This is a genomic window from Hymenobacter sp. R533113 (genome assembly GCF_056835965.1).
The window spans coordinates 1,267,061-1,282,315 of record NZ_JAKWBD010000013.1 but is presented as its reverse complement, the minus strand read 5'-3'; the positions used below and the strand labels follow the sequence as shown (position 1 = coordinate 1,282,315).

The following is a 15,255-nucleotide window of genomic DNA, read 5'->3' as shown; positions in this document are numbered from 1 at the left end:
TACTATAAAAAAGCCCCCCAGAAGGTTCTGGGGGCTTTTTTTGTGGGTCGGTATTCTGCAAGAGCCATCATGCGTCGGTAGTAGCAGCGACTTCGGCGCCAAGACGCCAGACAGCGCCTATTTTTGCAGCCTCCATTCTTTTCCCGTCACATGTCTGCCATCACCCCGCCCGACCTTATGCTTTACGATCCTTTTGCCCGGATGCAGTTTGGCGCCCAGCACTGCTTTCTGTGCGGCTCGCCTACTGATCCGGCCACCGATTCGGTGCCGGTGTTTGCTGGTTGGCTACAGGAGCGTTATGGCTTGGCGGAGCGGCAGATCCTGCTACTCGATCAAAGCATCCGTGCGTATAAGGAACTCCTGATTCCTTGTTGCGCGCGGTGCCGCACCCAGTACGTGGAGCCTTTGGAGGCGCAAATGGAGAAAACAGCCACGTTAGGTTTGGCTGGTTGGCAGGCCTTGCCCGAAAAGACACTGTTTCTGTGGCTGGGCAAAATGTTCTACGGCATTCTTACCACCGAACTTCTTACGGAGCTCGACCCCTTGGTAAAGCCGCGCTACCCGCTCGCCGAAAACGCGCAAATGTTCCGCCGCTTCCAGGCGTTTTTTCAAACGTTTCAGGCCCTGCGCGTGCCCATCGAGTTTGAGGACTTCACGCCGGCCTCCGTATTTATTCTGGAAACCGCCCCGCACGAAGACACCATCGCCTTTGAGTATGACGACGACCTGACCACCATGGTGTTCAGTATTAAGCTGGATAAGGTGGTGCTGATGGCTTGCCTGATGGATAATGGCATCATTCGGCAGGCCATGCGCCAAGTGGTAGCCGACGCCCAGCGTCCGCTTCATCCTATTCAGGTGGCCGAGTTTAAAGCTCGCGTGTACTATGCGGCCTATCTGTTCGGTGTAATACCCGATTATTTTGTGCGCTCGCAGCGGCCCGGCGACCAGCACCTGACCTACGATACGCTCATCGACGATGTGACGGGGGGCATTTTTGCGCCCTGGCTAAACTCGGCCTACGCACAGTCACTGCAGGAGATGTGGAAGCGCTGGCACATACCAGATACCACTATTCTGCGCGACGCGGATGAGCCGCTAAGCTTTCTGTATCAGCCCGATGGGAAGCCCCGCGAGATGACAATCTATATGCCTGATTCAGAATAGAAACAAGTATTCTGGGGGGCAAAAAAGAACGGTTGCGGGCAGCTTAGCTGGCCTGCCATTGTAGCTCCGGCTTGGCCACGCGGCTGATGCGCACGTTGTCCCACTTGCCGTAAAGCTGTTCGTCTTTGTGCACCAGCAAATCGATGGTGCGGCGCAGGCGGCGGTTCATCGTATCGTGTAGCACGTACACGCCATCGAGCTTAGGAGAGATGCCGCTAACCTCCACTAAATCACCGTATTTAAACTTGCCGCCATTCTGCTTCAGCATATCCCGGGAAAGCGCTATCCAACGGTCTTTGCTTGAATGGTTGCGTTTGATGCGGGAGTTATCGGCTGTGATTAGCGGTTCGGAGTCGGTTTGTCCGGGTTCGGCCCAATACACGGTGGCCGTTACTTTATAACCAGGTAAGCGACGGGGCAACACAGCAGCTACCGGCGCTGGTGAGTCGAATAGTATGTGCCGGGGTGTCAGGTTGACAACAGCAGGGGTGAGCGGAAGCGGAGCGGAGGTACTGGTTTGGAGAGGAAAAAGGAGTGTTAAAATGAATAGTGCAATAGACATGACAGTTGATCTAATGACTCTTCTATGGCCCGAAGAGGATGGGCCGCCCGCGTATTTACGCGAGCGAAAAGTTTTAACCCGCACTTATTATAAAAGGTTGCAGCCTCCCTCAGTTAGTAGACGAGTAGTGGCTTGAAGGGAATGAAAAGGCTGTTTTTAGTAGTAAACAAATTAATAATTGACTAAATCTAATATTTAATGCTTGTAGTGGCGCTATTGCCCCCAAATTTTATAGGCAGTAATAGAAGAGATATTATCGGCTCCCTGCGAACAATTCTTGGCCGCTTCAGGAATAAAACAGAAACAAACCTGCCTACTCTTAAGCCGTAAGCAAGCATGTCCCGACGATAAGGTGCTGGGCACTTCTCCAAAGCATCCTGCACATTTCTACTCTTTATGATTATGATTATGGTTACTCCGTCTAAGCTGTGGCGTACCACGGCCTCACTCTGCACTTCTTTATTACTGATAGGCGGAACTAGCTGCTCTTCGCCTTCCGGTGAAACGGCCTCCACTGGCACCAACTCAGACTCTGCCGCCACCCGCCAAACGGCTGATCCCGCCAACTCGCCGCTGCAAGTGGTAGCCGAGTTTCGGGAGCCCCAGATTGTAGGGGTGGCCGTGGCGCCCGATGGGCGGGTGTTTGGCGTGTTTCCCCGTTGGGATAATAACCCCGTTAATCCCATTGCGGTCGTCGGGACTGATGGCTCCGTGAAGCCCTACCCAGACGCCGGCTGGTGCATGTGGAACGATTCCGTTCGCAATGAGCCGCAAAAGCATTGGATCTGCCCGCAGAGTGTGCACGTCGATCAAACCGGTATGCTCTGGGTGCTCGACCCAGCCGCGCCGGGCTTGTCTGCCACCGTACCGGGCGGCCCCAAACTGGTTAAAATCGACCCCAAGACGAATAAGGTTGTTCAGAACATCAGCTTTCCGGCGTCCGTCGCGCCCCGTAAGTCTTACCTGAACGACGTGCGCATAGATACTCAGCGCAACTTCGCTTACATCACCGAGTCGGGTATGGGTGCTATTGTCGTTGTTGACTTAAAAAATGGCAGTTCGCGCCGCCTCCTCGCCGATCATCCTTCGGTGCATCCTGAGCCAGGTCTGATGCTAAAAGCCGATGGCCACCCCATGGTCGACCCAACGGGCAAGCCTATGGCCCTGCATGCCGACGGTATCGCGCTAAGTCGTAATGGTGAGTACTTGTATTGGGCGCCGCTTACCAGCCATTCACTTTACCGCATCAAAACGGAGGCACTTCGCAACGCAGCCTTGTCATCAGCCGAGTTAGGTAGTAAAGTAGAGAAGGTAGGCACCATTCCTGCCACTGACGGTATGGAAATCGACGCAAAAGATAATGTCTATCTAACCTCTTTTGAGAACAACGCTATTGTGCGTCGGACGCCCGCTGGTAAGATAGAAACGATAGCACAAGAGCCCCGCTTGCAGTGGCCCGACACATATGCTATCACTGCCAAGGGCGAACTATATTTTACAACGTCCGCCATCCATAAAACGCCAACCTGGAACAAAGGCGTGGGCAAGCAGGATCAGCCCTATCGCATCTTCAAGACGACGCTTCCGCAGTAGTTTCTGGGTCTTATAAGCTTAACTTAGGAAAGCCTTTCCTCACTTCGAGGTAAGGCTTTCCTATTATTTTGAATAGATTGGCTATACCGCAAACAGAAATGTTGCGGGCATATAATTAATTTATTGAATTACAGACGTATTTGTAGAACCGAATATGAGTTTTTAGCTTTATGCTAAGCTATATACATTTGCCCTGACTCACTTAGCTCCTTTACGAATGGACGCTTACTCTTACATCGCCAATGCCCACGGCGACTACATAGACCAGCTTTATAAAACGTATCAGCAAGATCCCGAATCGGTAGATTTTGGCTGGCGTAAGTTTTTTGAAGGCTTCGACTTTTCCCAGCAGTTTGCTGATGGTGACGGCCAGGCTGGTCAGCCTGCCGGCTCGGGGGTACTAACCACACCTGCTTCTACCAACGAAGCGGAAGCGGTTCGGGCCGTCGATACGGTAGCCGCCGATAAGGAAACGCAGGTTCGTAACCTGATCCACGCTTTCCGCAGCAGGGGGCATTTACGAGCACGCACTAATCCAGTGCGCGAGCGCAAAGACCGTAAAGCCCGTCTCGATATCGCTGACTTTGGCTTAACTGAAGCCGACCTTGACACCCCATTTAAGAATGGTGAGCTATTAGGTTTGGGAACCGGCGCTAAGCTACGCGACATCGTAGCGGCGTTGGAGAAGATATATACCCGCACTATCGGCTTCGAGTACATGTACATCCGCGACCCCCAAATTCTGGACTGGTTCCGGGATAAGGTGGAAAAGGATTCCCTGAGCTTCAACCCCGGTATTGAGTACAAGAAACGTATCCTGCGGAAGCTGAACGAGGCGGTTGTGTTTGAGAACTTTCTGCATACCAAGTTCTTAGGGCAGAAGCGTTTCTCGCTGGAAGGCGGCGAAACCACTATTCCCGCTTTGGATGCCATCATCAACAAAGCTGCCGACCTGGGCGTGCGCGAGGTGATGATCGGTATGGCTCACCGGGGCCGCTTAAACGTGCTGGCCAACATCATGGGCAAGACGTATGAGCAGATCTTCTCGGAGTTTGAAGGCACCGCCGTTCCCGATCTGACCATGGGCGATGGCGACGTGAAGTACCACATGGGTTACTCCTCGGACGTAGACACGGAAGCCGGGCACAAAGTGAACCTGAAATTGGCCCCCAACCCCTCTCACCTGGAGGCAGTTAATCCGGTGGTGGAAGGCTTCGTGCGCGCCAAAATCGAGCATCAGTACAACGACGACTACCATCAGATCCTGCCTATTCTGATTCACGGCGACGCCGCTTTGGCTGGTCAGGGCATTGGCTATGAGCTAACGCAGATGTCGCTGCTGGAAGGCTACAAGACAGGCGGTACCATTCACTTCGTTATTAATAACCAAGTTGGTTTCACCACTGACTTCGAGGATGCCCGCTCCAGCATTTATAGCACCGATTTAGCCAAGATTATTGACGCGCCAGTACTGCACGTGAATGGCGACGACCCTGAGGCTGTGGTGTTTGCCGTGCGCTTAGCCACCGAATACCGTCAGCAGTTCCACGCCGATATCTTCATTGATATGGTGTGCTACCGCCGCCACGGCCACAACGAGTCGGACGAGCCTAAGTTTACTCAGCCCACGCTTTATAATATCATCTCTAAGCACCAGAACCCACGCGAGGTGTACAACACCATGCTTGTGCAGCGCGGCGACGTAGATGCGGAGCTGGCCAGCCAGATGGACCGGGAGTTCCGGGAGATGCTTCAGGCCCGCCTGGATATGGTGAAGCAGAAGCCTCTGCCGTACAACTATCAGGCACTTGAAAACGAGTGGCGTACCTTGCGCCGGGCCACGAATGAAGACTTTGAGCAGTCACCAGAGACTGGAATTAGTGAGGAAGCCGTTGCCAAAGTAGGGAAAGCGCTAACCACGCTACCCGAAGGATTCCGCCCCCTGAAGCAGATTGAAAAGCTCACGGAGGAGCGCCGCAAGATGTTCTTCGAAACGCGCATCCTGAACTGGGCTGCCGCCGAGCTGTTAGCCTACGGGTCTTTACTACAGGAGCAGCACATTGTGCGCGTAAGTGGGCAGGACTGCCAGCGTGGCACCTTCTCCCACCGCCACGCCGTACTGCACGACGCGGAAACTTCGGCACCTTATAACTCTCTGAATCACATTGAGGAAGGCCAGGAGAAACTGCGGATTTATAACTCTTTGCTCAGCGAGTACGCCGTGCTGGGTTTTGAATTTGGCTACGCCATGGCCAACCCCACGGCATTAGTAGTGTGGGAAGCCCAGTTCGGCGACTTCGCCAACGGCGCCCAGACCATGATTGATCAGTTCATTGTGTCGTCGGAAAGCAAGTGGCAGCGCATGAATGGGGTAGTGATGCTGTTGCCCCACGGCTACGAAGGTCAGGGCCCGGAGCATTCCAACGCCCGCCCTGAGCGTTTCCTGCAGCTTTCGGCTGAGAATAACATCGTGGTGGCCAACATTACCACACCAGCCAACTTCTTCCACGCCCTACGTCGGCAGCTCACCTGGAGCTTCCGCAAGCCATTGGTGATTATGTCGCCCAAGTCGATGCTGCGCCATCCGCTGTGCGTGTCGCCGGTGGAAGAGTTTACGGGGGGCAATTTCCGCGAAGTTCTCGGCGACGTATACGCCGATGCTAAAAAGGTGAAGCGTGTATTGCTGTGCTCGGGCAAAGTCTACTTCGACTTGCTGGAAGAGCAACAGAAGTCTCAGCGCAAGGACGTGGCTATCATTCGGTTGGAGCAGCTGCATCCTTTCCCTAAGAAGCAGCTTAGTACCGAGCTGGCGAAATACCCTAAAGCCAAGCTCTATTGGGTACAGGAAGAGCCCGAGAATATGGGCTACTGGAACTACATGCTCCGCTTCATGCGCCGCGAACTGGAAGATGTCATTGCCCGTAAGCCTTCGGCGTCGCCCGCTACCGGCTATAATAAAGTGCACGTAAAAGAGCAGAAGGACCTAGTAGCCCGCGCTTTTGATATCGCGCCGGCCGAAGTTGACGCCGAAAATATAAAAGCAACGGTGGAAGTGGCCGACAAGAAAGTTAGCGGCTAGCAACACCCGTCCCGCAAGACTGCGCTTGGGGGGCATTTTTCTTTGAGCATGATAACCGAAGAGCAAATTCAAGCCATTGTACGCCGTATAGTAGAAGGCTACCAACCTGACAGGATTATCCTGTTTGGCTCGTATGCTTATGGCACGCCTACGGAAGACAGTGACTTGGATTTGCTGGTTATTAAAGCCAGCGATGAGCGGAAAAAGTGGGAGCGAATTGTAGAAATCAGTGGATTAGCTCACAATGTGCCTGATGCACCTGCTATGGATATATTGGTGCTAAACGCTAAGGAAGAAGAAAGGGCTCGTCAGATTCGTTTTATTGTGGAACACAAAGCCTTACGTAACGGGCGGCAATTGTATGCAGCCGCTTAGCCCCCTGGAAAAAGACCTGCTACGGCAATGGTTGCGTAAAGCAGATGGAGATTTGCGCGTTGCTTACAAACTGGCGGACGCCCCGGAGGATTATGATGCCGTAGCCTTTCATTGCCAGCAAGCTGCCGATAAATACCTGAAGGCTCGCTTGGCCGTTACGGGCGAAGACCCGCCACGCACCCATGATTTGTTACGCCTAATAACCTGCCTCAACAGTACAGAGTCATTTTCAAATGATGAAATAAACATGGCTAAGCTGCTGACGCCGTTTGGGGTAGCAATCCGCTATCCTGGCGGAGAAGATGAGCCACCGGTAGCTGAATTATTGGCAGCGGCTCAGCATTTTCGTAATAAGCTTCGGTCAATTATAGAAGCTGAGCTTTCTTAAGTATACCTACTACCCCAAAACCCTTCAACCGTTCCACCTATGGGTCTGGAAATTAAAATCCCCGCCGTCGGCGAATCTATCACCGAAGTGACCATTGCCAAATGGCTCAAGAAAGACGGTGACGCCGTGAAGCGCGACGAAGTTATTGCCGAGCTGGAATCGGATAAGGCCACGTTTGAGCTGCCTGCTGAGGCCGATGGCACCCTGCAAATCCAGGTAGCCGAAGGGGAAACCATCGGTATCGGTACCGTCATTGCCAGCATTGGCGGTGGCGACGGCGACGCGGCGGCGGCACCGGCGGCTCCAGCCAGCGGCGCGGCACCTGCTACCGCGACACTAGCCGACGCCAAAACGGATTCCGGCGACCCAGCCCAATCGAGCACCCAGAATAATGCCGGCAGCAGTGGGACTGGCAGTTCGGGGGCAAAACCAACAACGCAGCTGACCCCATTACCCAGGGCGAGCAGAACCCCCAGGCCAGCGACCAATCGGGCTATGGCGGCTCCACTGCTGGCTCGGCCGATAAGCCGACTGCACCCGCTACGGGCGGTAGTGCCCCAACTGCGGGCGGCTCTACAGGCGGTGGCGAAGTGAAAGAAATGAAGATTCCGGCCGTAGGCGAATCCATTACGGAGGTAACCGTGGCCAAATGGCTGAAAGCCGACGGCGCTCAGGTGGAGCGCGACGAGGTAATTGCGGAGCTTGAATCGGACAAGGCGACCTTTGAGCTGCCCGCCGAAGCGGCTGGCACGCTGCGCCACGCGGCGCAAGAAGGCCAAACCATTGCTATCGGAACCGTTATTGCTCGTATTGAAGGTGGCAGCGGCGCGGGCGCAGGAGCCGCTCCGGCCGCCGCACCCGCCGCTCAGGAAACAAAATCGGCTCCGGCTCAGCCCGCCGCGGCCGCATCGGGCAGCGCTACCTACGCTACCGGCACACCTTCGCCGGCTGCTGGCAAAATCCTCGGCGAAAAAGGCATTGCTGCCACCGATGTACAAGGCACCGGCCGCGACGGTCGCATTACGAAAGAGGACGCCCAAAACGCTCAGGCTAAGCCGGCCGCTCCCGCGCCGCAGGCACCCGTTGCTGCACCAGCCGCCAGCAGTCAGCCCGCTGCGCCTGCCCAGCCCGCCGGTGAGCGGAACCAGCGCCGCGAGCGCATGAGCAATCTGCGTAAGACTGTGGCTCGCCGCTTGGTAGCCGTGAAAAACGAGACGGCCATGCTCACCACCTTCAACGAGGTGGACATGCAGCCCATCATGGACTTGCGCACCAAGTACAAAGACAAGTTCAAGGAGAAGCACCAAGTCGGCCTGGGCTTTATGTCCTTCTTCACCAAAGCCTGCTGCGTAGCCCTGCAGGAGTTTCCCACGGTAAACGCCCAGATCGATGGCACCGACATCCTGTTCAACGACTTCTGCGACGTAAGCATCGCGGTATCAGCCCCGAAAGGCTTGGTGGTACCGGTGATTCGCAATGCCGAGAAACTGTCTTTTGAAGGCATCGAGAAGGAAGTAGTGCGCTTAGCTGTAAAGGCCCGCGACAACAAGCTTACCATCGAGGAAATGACGGGTGGTACGTTCACCATCACCAACGGCGGCGTGTTCGGCTCCATGATGAGTACGCCCATTATAAATGCCCCCCAGTCGGCTATTCTGGGCATGCACAACATTGTGCCGCGCCCCATCGCCGTGAACGGACAGGTGGTGATTCGCCCCATGATGTACTTGGCCCTGAGCTACGACCACCGTATCATTGACGGCCGCGAGTCGGTGTCGTTCCTGGTGCGCGTGAAGGAGCTGCTGGAAGACCCAACCCGTTTGCTGCTCGGCGTCTAGTTAGTTGTAGTAGTAAAGCGAAAAAGCCCCCCAGCTTCACTGCTGGGGGGCTTTTTGTATGATAAGCGTACGCTGATTTGGCTGTAGGAAAGGGGCGGAAATCTACTCGGCGCTGATGGCAATGGCTTGGGCTTTTACTTTGGCTTCTTCCGCCTTATCCCCGGCAAAATTCTCCTCCACGGCTTTGCTGAACAAACCAATCCACTGGCGCTGGTAGGGGCCGCGGGCGGGCATGGCCAGCTGCTGCGGAATCGGCTGCCCATCACCGTGGACTCGCCCAAACAGGGTGCTGCTCCAGTAGTTGTAGAGCGAGGTAAGGTGGTTGGGCCAATGCACGGCGGCCACTGCGCTGAAGATGGGCGAAAGCAAAGCGTCCTGGTTAACCTTTTGGCAGAAGCAGTCTACCAAAACCTTGATGTCGCTCTCGGTACGGATATCGGGAAGAGCTGTTGGCATAAGTAGCTAGTTAGCAGTGGTGTGATACATACGTCAAGACTCCGACACCGTTGCCTCGCTACTTTAAGCGTGACGGGTGCCCAAAGTAAACATACAAAATCTTATCATGTTAATTCAATTTAATGTGAGATAAATTATAGCGTTGAGTTATAAATCAGCGTTTCATCTTCTGAAAGGCCTACTTTAATCAGAAATAAATTTTTGCTTTTCAAGCATAGTTTCTTCGGGTCTGGTACTTCGACTTTTTCTGTCGAAGTACCACTATCGTTGAACAGTACTCTGGGGGCTTTTTCGTAGGCATCAGCAGCGGTGAGTGGTGCCTACGACTTTTTTCGTCGTGGCACCACTCACCGCTCGATTACTGTTTCCGTTGTAGGCGTTTGGGGCTCGGGCTTGCGCCCGCCCAATACTACAAGCATTACAGCAATGACAATTAACGCCGCGCCGCCTATCATATTGATATTAAGTGTTTCGCCCGCAAAGGCCCAGCCCAGCAGCACCGCCACCACGGGGTTCACGAAGGCATACGTACCGGCCAGTGCCGGCTCTACGGCCCGCAATAGCCAGATGTAGGCCGTGAAGCCTACAATAGAGCCAAACGTGACCAGATAAGCGTACGCCCACCACGATTTGGTCGTCACCTGGGCCAGCTCAAACCCGTTGGCTTCCCCCCGAATCAGCCCAACCAGCAGCATAACCATTCCCCCGCAAATCATCTGCATGCCACCGGCCACGAAGGGGAGGGCGCGGCCTGCTTCTTCTTGGAATACAATGACCCAATAGACCATAATAATGCCGCTGTAAGCACCATAGTAATACCAATGCCCTGCCGGCCCGGCAGCGCCACGTGCGACGCCCCCGGATGGCTGGCCAGCAGATAAACGCCCCCCAGCCCGATAGCCAGGCCCAGCGCCACCAGCGCCGTAGGCCGCTGCGACACCCCGCTCAGCCAGCCCAGCACCGCCAGAAACATGGGCACCGTAGCCACCAGCAGCGAGGCCATACCCGTCGGAATATATTGCTCGCCCAAGGTCACGCCGCCATTGCCGAAGCCCAGCAGACAGATTCCGATAATAACAGCCGTAAGCCAGCCCTGGGCCGTCGGGCGCGGGGCCCCGCGCAACCGCATGAAGCTATAGAGCAGCACCCCCGCCAGCGTGTAGCGGGTGCCGGCCATGAGCAGGGGCGGCATAGAGTCGATGGCGAAGCGGATACCCAGGTAGGTAGAGCCCCAGATGATGTACACGGCGGCAAAGGCGAGAAGAATAGCGGCTTTGGAAGGCGCGGCTGCGGTTACGGGAGCTGAAGTAGTAGTGCTGGGGGGCATTTTTGGCGGTTTTACAACTGCAAACCTACGGCAAAGCCCGCCGCTCGTTCACCCGAATCTTGCGGAGCTAAGCAAAGCAGTGATTCTGGGCTTCCGGCGGCCCTCACTACTTGCTGCGCTGCCTGGGGGGCAAATCCGGGCGGCGGCTTTCGGTACCCGGCATTTTTGCCGACCTTCGCCCTGCTGATTTACACTGAATGAACTCACTCTTAGCATGAATCAATACGACGTAACTGTCATCGGCTCCGGGCCCGGTGGCTACGTGGCGGCCATCCGCTGCGCCCAACTTGGCCTCAAAACCGCCATCATCGAGAAGTACCCCACCCTGGGCGGCACCTGCCTCAACGTGGGCTGCATTCCCAGCAAGGCCCTGCTCGACAGCACCGAGCACTACCACAACGCCCACACCACCTTCAAGGAGCACGGCATTGAGCTGAGTGATTTGCAGGTGAATATGAATCAGATGATTGACCGCAAAAACGGCGTGGTGAAAGCCAACGTGGACGGCATTCAGTACCTGATGAAGAAAAACAAGATCGACGTGATTCAGGGCCTGGGCTCCTTCGTTGACAAGACGCATATCAAGATAACGCCCACCGGCGAGGGCGAAGAGCAGCAGATTGAGACCAAAAACGTCATCATCGCGACGGGCTCCAAGCCGACCGTGCTGCCTTTTATTCAGCAGGACAAGCAGCGCATCATCACCAGCACCGAAGCCCTGAACATCCGGGAGGTGCCCAAGCACATGGTGGTGATTGGCGGCGGCGTTATCGGCCTCGAAATGGCTTCCGTGTACGCCCGTCTCGGCGCCAAGGTGTCGGTGGTGGAGTTCATGGACACCATCATCCCGACCATGGACCGCGCCCTGGGCAAGGAGCTGAAGCGCGTGCTGGGCAAAATCGGCATCGAGTTCTTTTTCTCCCACAAAGTAACCGGCGCCACCCGCGAGGGCGACACCGTGACCGTCACTGCTACCAACTCCAAGGGCGAGGAAGTGAAGTTTGAGGGTGACTACTGCCTCGTGGCCGTGGGCCGCTCGGCCTACACCCAGGGCCTGAACCTGGAAGCGGCCGGCATCGAGCTGGAAGAGCGCGGCCGCATCAAGGTCGATGAGCACCTGCAAACCAACGTACCCGGCATCTACGCCATCGGCGACGTGGTGCGGGGGGCAATGTTGGCGCACAAAGCCGAGGAAGAAGGCGTATTTGTAGCCGAAACCATCGTGGGCCAGAAGCCGCACATCAACTACCTGCTCATCCCCGGCGTGGTGTATACCTGGCCCGAAGTGGCCGGCGTAGGCTATACCGAAGAGCAGCTAAAGGAGATGGGCAAGGAGTACAAAATAGGTTCGTTCCCCTTCAAAGCCAGCGGCCGCGCCCGCGCCAGCGGCGACACCGACGGCTTTGTAAAAGTGCTGGCCGACAAAACCACCGACGAAATCCTGGGTGTGCACATGATCGGCCCGCGCATCGCCGACCTGATTGCCGAAGCCGTGACGGCCATGGAGTTCCGCGCCTCCGCCGAGGACGTAGCCCGCATGAGCCATTCGCACCCCACCTACGCCGAGGCCATGAAGGAAGCATGTTTAGCCGCCACCGAGAACCGGGCGATTCATATGTGATTTTGCACTGGTTGGTGAAATAAAAAGAGGCTGGAGCTATTGGAGCTTCAGCCTCTTGGCTTATCAAACCTGTTCTTCTTATTTATATGAAAAAAGACGACGCAAGTCTACAAGAGCTAGATAAGTTCTTAAACGGAAATTTACCCCAACCCAAAGTTAAGTCATCTACTTTTCTGCAGATAGCAGAAATGCCTCACTATGAAAATGTTATAAGCAACATTTACGCTTTCTTCTTACGGCCAAATGAAGAGCATGGGCTTGAAACACTGTTCTTAAAAGCTCTATTGAATGCTGTTAAATCCAATATTGCCTATGCAGATTTAAGTTTTAAAAGTATTTCTGTAAAAAGAGAAGTAACAACTAATAAGGGAAATAGAATCGATATTCTAATACGTGCAGGTGATACATCACTGATCATAGAAAACAAAATATATCATCATGATAGACATAATCCTTTCGAGGATTATTGGTTGTCGGTATCAACACCGAAGAAAATGGGTATTGTAATTTCTGTACATAAAATAAAATCGAAGCACAATGGTTTCTTAAATATTACACATATAGAGTTCATGCATCATATAGAGAACATGATGCCTTCATATTTTGCTTCAGCCTCACCAAAATTCTTGGTTTATTTGTACGATCTCATAGAAAACATAAAATCTTTATACCCTATGCAAAATCCAGAAACTCTTGCCGCAGTTAAGTTTTTTATTGATAATAGAGAGAAATTTGCTCAACTTATGAAAATTCAGCGGCAAGCTGATGATTTTAAAATTCATGAAATAGATCAAGTGGCACAAATGCTACAAATGCCATCTCGCAGCACTGGGTCGGGAAGCTATAGATATATTGATTTGTATAACAAACAAGGAATTCGCCTTAGCTATGAAATCTGGATGGGACATTTATTTACAAAAAGAAGCTTTATGATTCGCCTTTGTTCTACAGGTGAAACCACGAAATTATATGAGGCCTACGAAAAAAATAAGGAGCAGGCAGTATTAGAAGGGCTTCAACCCCGAATGAAGCCTCATGAAAACTGGTTGTGTTTATTTGAAAAGGTTTATCACATTGAAAGTGACAATGGTTCAGATAGTAAATTATTAAAATTCGCAGATATACTTTACAATGCAATAGAAAAAGACTGGGCAAAGGTTGCCGATAAAATTTTAGGCAACTTGACAGCTAAAGAGGATATCTAGTATTTTACAGCATACCCTATACTCAAAGCAACCAAAGTATCCCGGCTTCCGCCGCTTTTTTGTAGCTTAGAGCCTGTTAAAATTTACGAATGAGGTGCCGAATACTGGACAAATACAAGGTGGCTTCGGCGCTGCTGGTCTCGCATTCGTAGTCTCGGCTTAAGCGTCGGTCCCAGTGCAGCCACCTGATGGAGCGCTCGACGACCCAGCGAACGGGCGCAGGCCTGAAGCCGCCGTGGCCACAGAGTCCGGGAGCCGTAGCCAGTCGCCAGCCGCAGACTTGCTGCACCCATTGGCCCAGTGCCTGGCTGGCATAGCCGGCATCCGTGAGGATGAGACAAAGCCGGTTGTAGCCCAGTAAAGCTAGTTTTTGCAACGCCTGCTGGCCGCCGATCCGGTCATTTTCCTGCGCCGGACCCACGTGTACAGCCAGCAGCCGCCCGCCCGTATCGACGACGAGTTGCCGCTTGCGACCTTGTCCCTTTTTGTAGCCATCGAAGCCTTTATCCGGCACACCTCGTTCGCTGGATTTGATGGATTGCGCGTCCACAATGGCCACGCTCGGGCTGGCCTGGCGCGAAGGGGCAGACTGCTTCCGCTCTTGCTCGACTAGCATTTTATTCAGTCTTGCCCACTGCCCCGTCTTCTGCCAGCGCCGGAAGTAGTAAAAGCAGATCGGGTAGGGCGGAAAGTCATTCGGCAATAGCCGCCATTGGCATCCACTCTTGGTCAGGTAGAGCAAGGCATTGACAATGAGTCGGATCGGATACTTGCGACGACGTTTGACGGGCAACTTTTCGGCCATAACTTGCCATTGGAAATCAGTCAGGTCCGTTTCGTACATCTTTGGTCGGATGAGGAAAAGGGAATAACCTGGCTGGTTTCTTTTTGTCTCTCAGCTACTTACATTCTTTAACAGGCTCTTAGAGCCATGACCAAGTAGCAACATATTGAGTATTGGACTGATCTTGCTGCCCGAGATTGGAAGGTAGTACAAAACCTCTTCACCACCAGGGATTACGTTTTTTGTCTGTTTTTTGCCCACCTTACTATCGAAAAGCTGAGCAAGGCGCATTGGGTGAAGGATAATGCGACCGATATTCCGCCGCGCACTCACAATATCCTCCGCTTGTGGCAGGAAACCCGGTTGGCGCCAGCAGTTGCTTATGAAAACACGGCGGCTGAGCTAAATAGCTTCCAAATGGATGGGCGTTACCAGGATTACCAGCGCGCCGCCTACCAGCGAGCAACGGAATCTTTTACCCGTGCGTTGTTAGACGACACCGACCAGCTTCGCCAATGGTTACTCAACAGTCTGTAATAGCCCAGGTTCGCCGTTTTGCCGAGGAGTTGCGCCAGCAACATGTCCCCTTGCGGCAGGTTATACTCTTCGGCTCTTTTGCCCGCAATGAGCAGCATGAATGGTCAGATATTGACGTGGCACTCGTTGCCGATGGGTTCACCGGGGCCAGTTTCATTGATATCAAGCCTTTCGTGCGTACGGTGGTTAAACACGTTGACATTGAGCCCCACACGTTCTCCCCCGAGCAGTTTACCGACTGGAACCCCTTTGTGAAGGAAATCAAGCGCACCGGCATCGTCATCGGCGAGTGGGAGCCTGCCACTGCCGAGAACTAGGTAAGT

14 protein-coding genes and 1 pseudogene are annotated in these 15,255 nt (G+C 53.9%); 10 read left to right on the top strand and 5 right to left on the bottom strand.

Translation table 11 applies throughout. The annotated features are described in order from the left end of the window. Positions 1-150: 150 nt before the first annotated feature. On the top strand, positions 151-1,167 hold the full coding sequence (locus MKZ35_RS14820; protein WP_482514001.1) for a hypothetical protein: 1,017 nt from the start codon (positions 151-153) through the stop codon (positions 1,165-1,167). A gap of 43 nt (positions 1,168-1,210) precedes the next feature. Here MKZ35_RS14820 and MKZ35_RS14815 read toward each other — a convergent pair whose 3' ends face one another. After that, positions 1,211-1,729, bottom strand: coding sequence for a hypothetical protein (locus MKZ35_RS14815; protein WP_482514000.1), 519 nt, complete (start codon positions 1,727-1,729; stop codon positions 1,211-1,213). 408 nt (positions 1,730-2,137) lie between these two features. Between MKZ35_RS14815 and MKZ35_RS14810 the strand changes: the two genes are divergently transcribed. From MKZ35_RS14810 to odhB, 5 genes and pseudogenes are all read left to right on the top strand, one after another. Further along, positions 2,138-3,322, top strand: coding sequence for an L-dopachrome tautomerase-related protein (locus tag MKZ35_RS14810; protein WP_482513999.1), 1,185 nt, complete (start codon positions 2,138-2,140; stop codon positions 3,320-3,322). A gap of 217 nt (positions 3,323-3,539) precedes the next feature. Then, a complete protein-coding gene (locus MKZ35_RS14805; RefSeq protein WP_482513998.1) occupies positions 3,540-6,401 on the top strand; it encodes a 2-oxoglutarate dehydrogenase E1 component in 2,862 nt (953 codons plus the stop codon). 48 nt (positions 6,402-6,449) lie between these two features. Beyond that, positions 6,450-6,776, top strand: coding sequence for a nucleotidyltransferase domain-containing protein (locus MKZ35_RS14800; protein ID WP_482513997.1), 327 nt, complete (start codon positions 6,450-6,452; stop codon positions 6,774-6,776). Between the two features lie 31 nt (positions 6,777-6,807). Continuing rightward, on the top strand, positions 6,808-7,164 hold the full coding sequence (locus tag MKZ35_RS14795) for a HEPN domain-containing protein (protein ID WP_482513996.1): 357 nt from the start codon (positions 6,808-6,810) through the stop codon (positions 7,162-7,164). A gap of 39 nt (positions 7,165-7,203) precedes the next feature. After that, positions 7,204-9,002, top strand: a pseudogene (odhB, locus tag MKZ35_RS14790) (2-oxoglutarate dehydrogenase complex dihydrolipoyllysine-residue succinyltransferase). 102 nt (positions 9,003-9,104) lie between these two features. Here odhB and MKZ35_RS14785 read toward each other — a convergent pair. From MKZ35_RS14785 to MKZ35_RS14775, 3 genes are all read right to left on the bottom strand, one after another. Continuing rightward, positions 9,105-9,458 carry a group III truncated hemoglobin gene (locus tag MKZ35_RS14785; RefSeq protein WP_482513995.1) on the bottom strand — a complete coding sequence of 118 codons (354 nt, stop codon included), beginning with the start codon at positions 9,456-9,458 and terminating at the stop codon, positions 9,105-9,107. 347 nt (positions 9,459-9,805) lie between these two features. Next, positions 9,806-10,246 (bottom strand): EamA family transporter, encoded by a 441-nt coding sequence (locus MKZ35_RS14780; RefSeq protein ID WP_482513994.1) that lies wholly within the window; start codon positions 10,244-10,246, stop codon positions 9,806-9,808. Continuing rightward, on the bottom strand, positions 10,171-10,785 hold the full coding sequence (locus tag MKZ35_RS14775; protein ID WP_482513993.1) for an EamA family transporter: 615 nt from the start codon (positions 10,783-10,785) through the stop codon (positions 10,171-10,173). Before MKZ35_RS14775 ends, MKZ35_RS14780 begins: the two co-directional genes overlap by 76 nt. Before the next feature lie 214 nt (positions 10,786-10,999). Here MKZ35_RS14775 and lpdA point away from each other — a divergent pair, with 214 nt between their 5' ends. Together lpdA and MKZ35_RS14765 are read left to right on the top strand one after the other, a co-directional pair. Further along, positions 11,000-12,406 (top strand): dihydrolipoyl dehydrogenase, encoded by a 1,407-nt coding sequence (lpdA, locus tag MKZ35_RS14770; protein ID WP_482513992.1) that lies wholly within the window; start codon positions 11,000-11,002, stop codon positions 12,404-12,406. An 86-nt stretch (positions 12,407-12,492) separates the two neighbouring features. Continuing rightward, positions 12,493-13,611 (top strand): PD-(D/E)XK nuclease family protein, encoded by a 1,119-nt coding sequence (locus MKZ35_RS14765; protein WP_482513991.1) that lies wholly within the window; start codon positions 12,493-12,495, stop codon positions 13,609-13,611. 76 nt (positions 13,612-13,687) lie between these two features. On the opposite strand, the gene MKZ35_RS14760 is transcribed toward MKZ35_RS14765, so the two are convergent. Continuing rightward, on the bottom strand, positions 13,688-14,455 hold the full coding sequence (locus tag MKZ35_RS14760) for an IS5 family transposase (RefSeq protein ID WP_482513990.1): 768 nt from the start codon (positions 14,453-14,455) through the stop codon (positions 13,688-13,690). Positions 14,456-14,560: 105 nt separating this feature from the next. On the opposite strand from MKZ35_RS14760, the gene MKZ35_RS14755 reads away from it, so the two are divergent. Both MKZ35_RS14755 and MKZ35_RS14750 read left to right on the top strand, forming a co-directional pair. Then, complete coding sequence (locus MKZ35_RS14755) at positions 14,561-14,932, top strand: HEPN domain-containing protein (RefSeq protein WP_482514760.1); 372 nt, start codon at positions 14,561-14,563, stop codon at positions 14,930-14,932. Then, positions 14,911-15,249 carry a nucleotidyltransferase family protein gene (locus tag MKZ35_RS14750; protein ID WP_482513989.1) on the top strand — a complete coding sequence of 113 codons (339 nt, stop codon included), beginning with the start codon at positions 14,911-14,913 and terminating at the stop codon, positions 15,247-15,249. The genes MKZ35_RS14755 and MKZ35_RS14750 overlap by 22 nt, the downstream gene beginning before the upstream one ends. Positions 15,250-15,255: the final 6 nt, after the last annotated feature.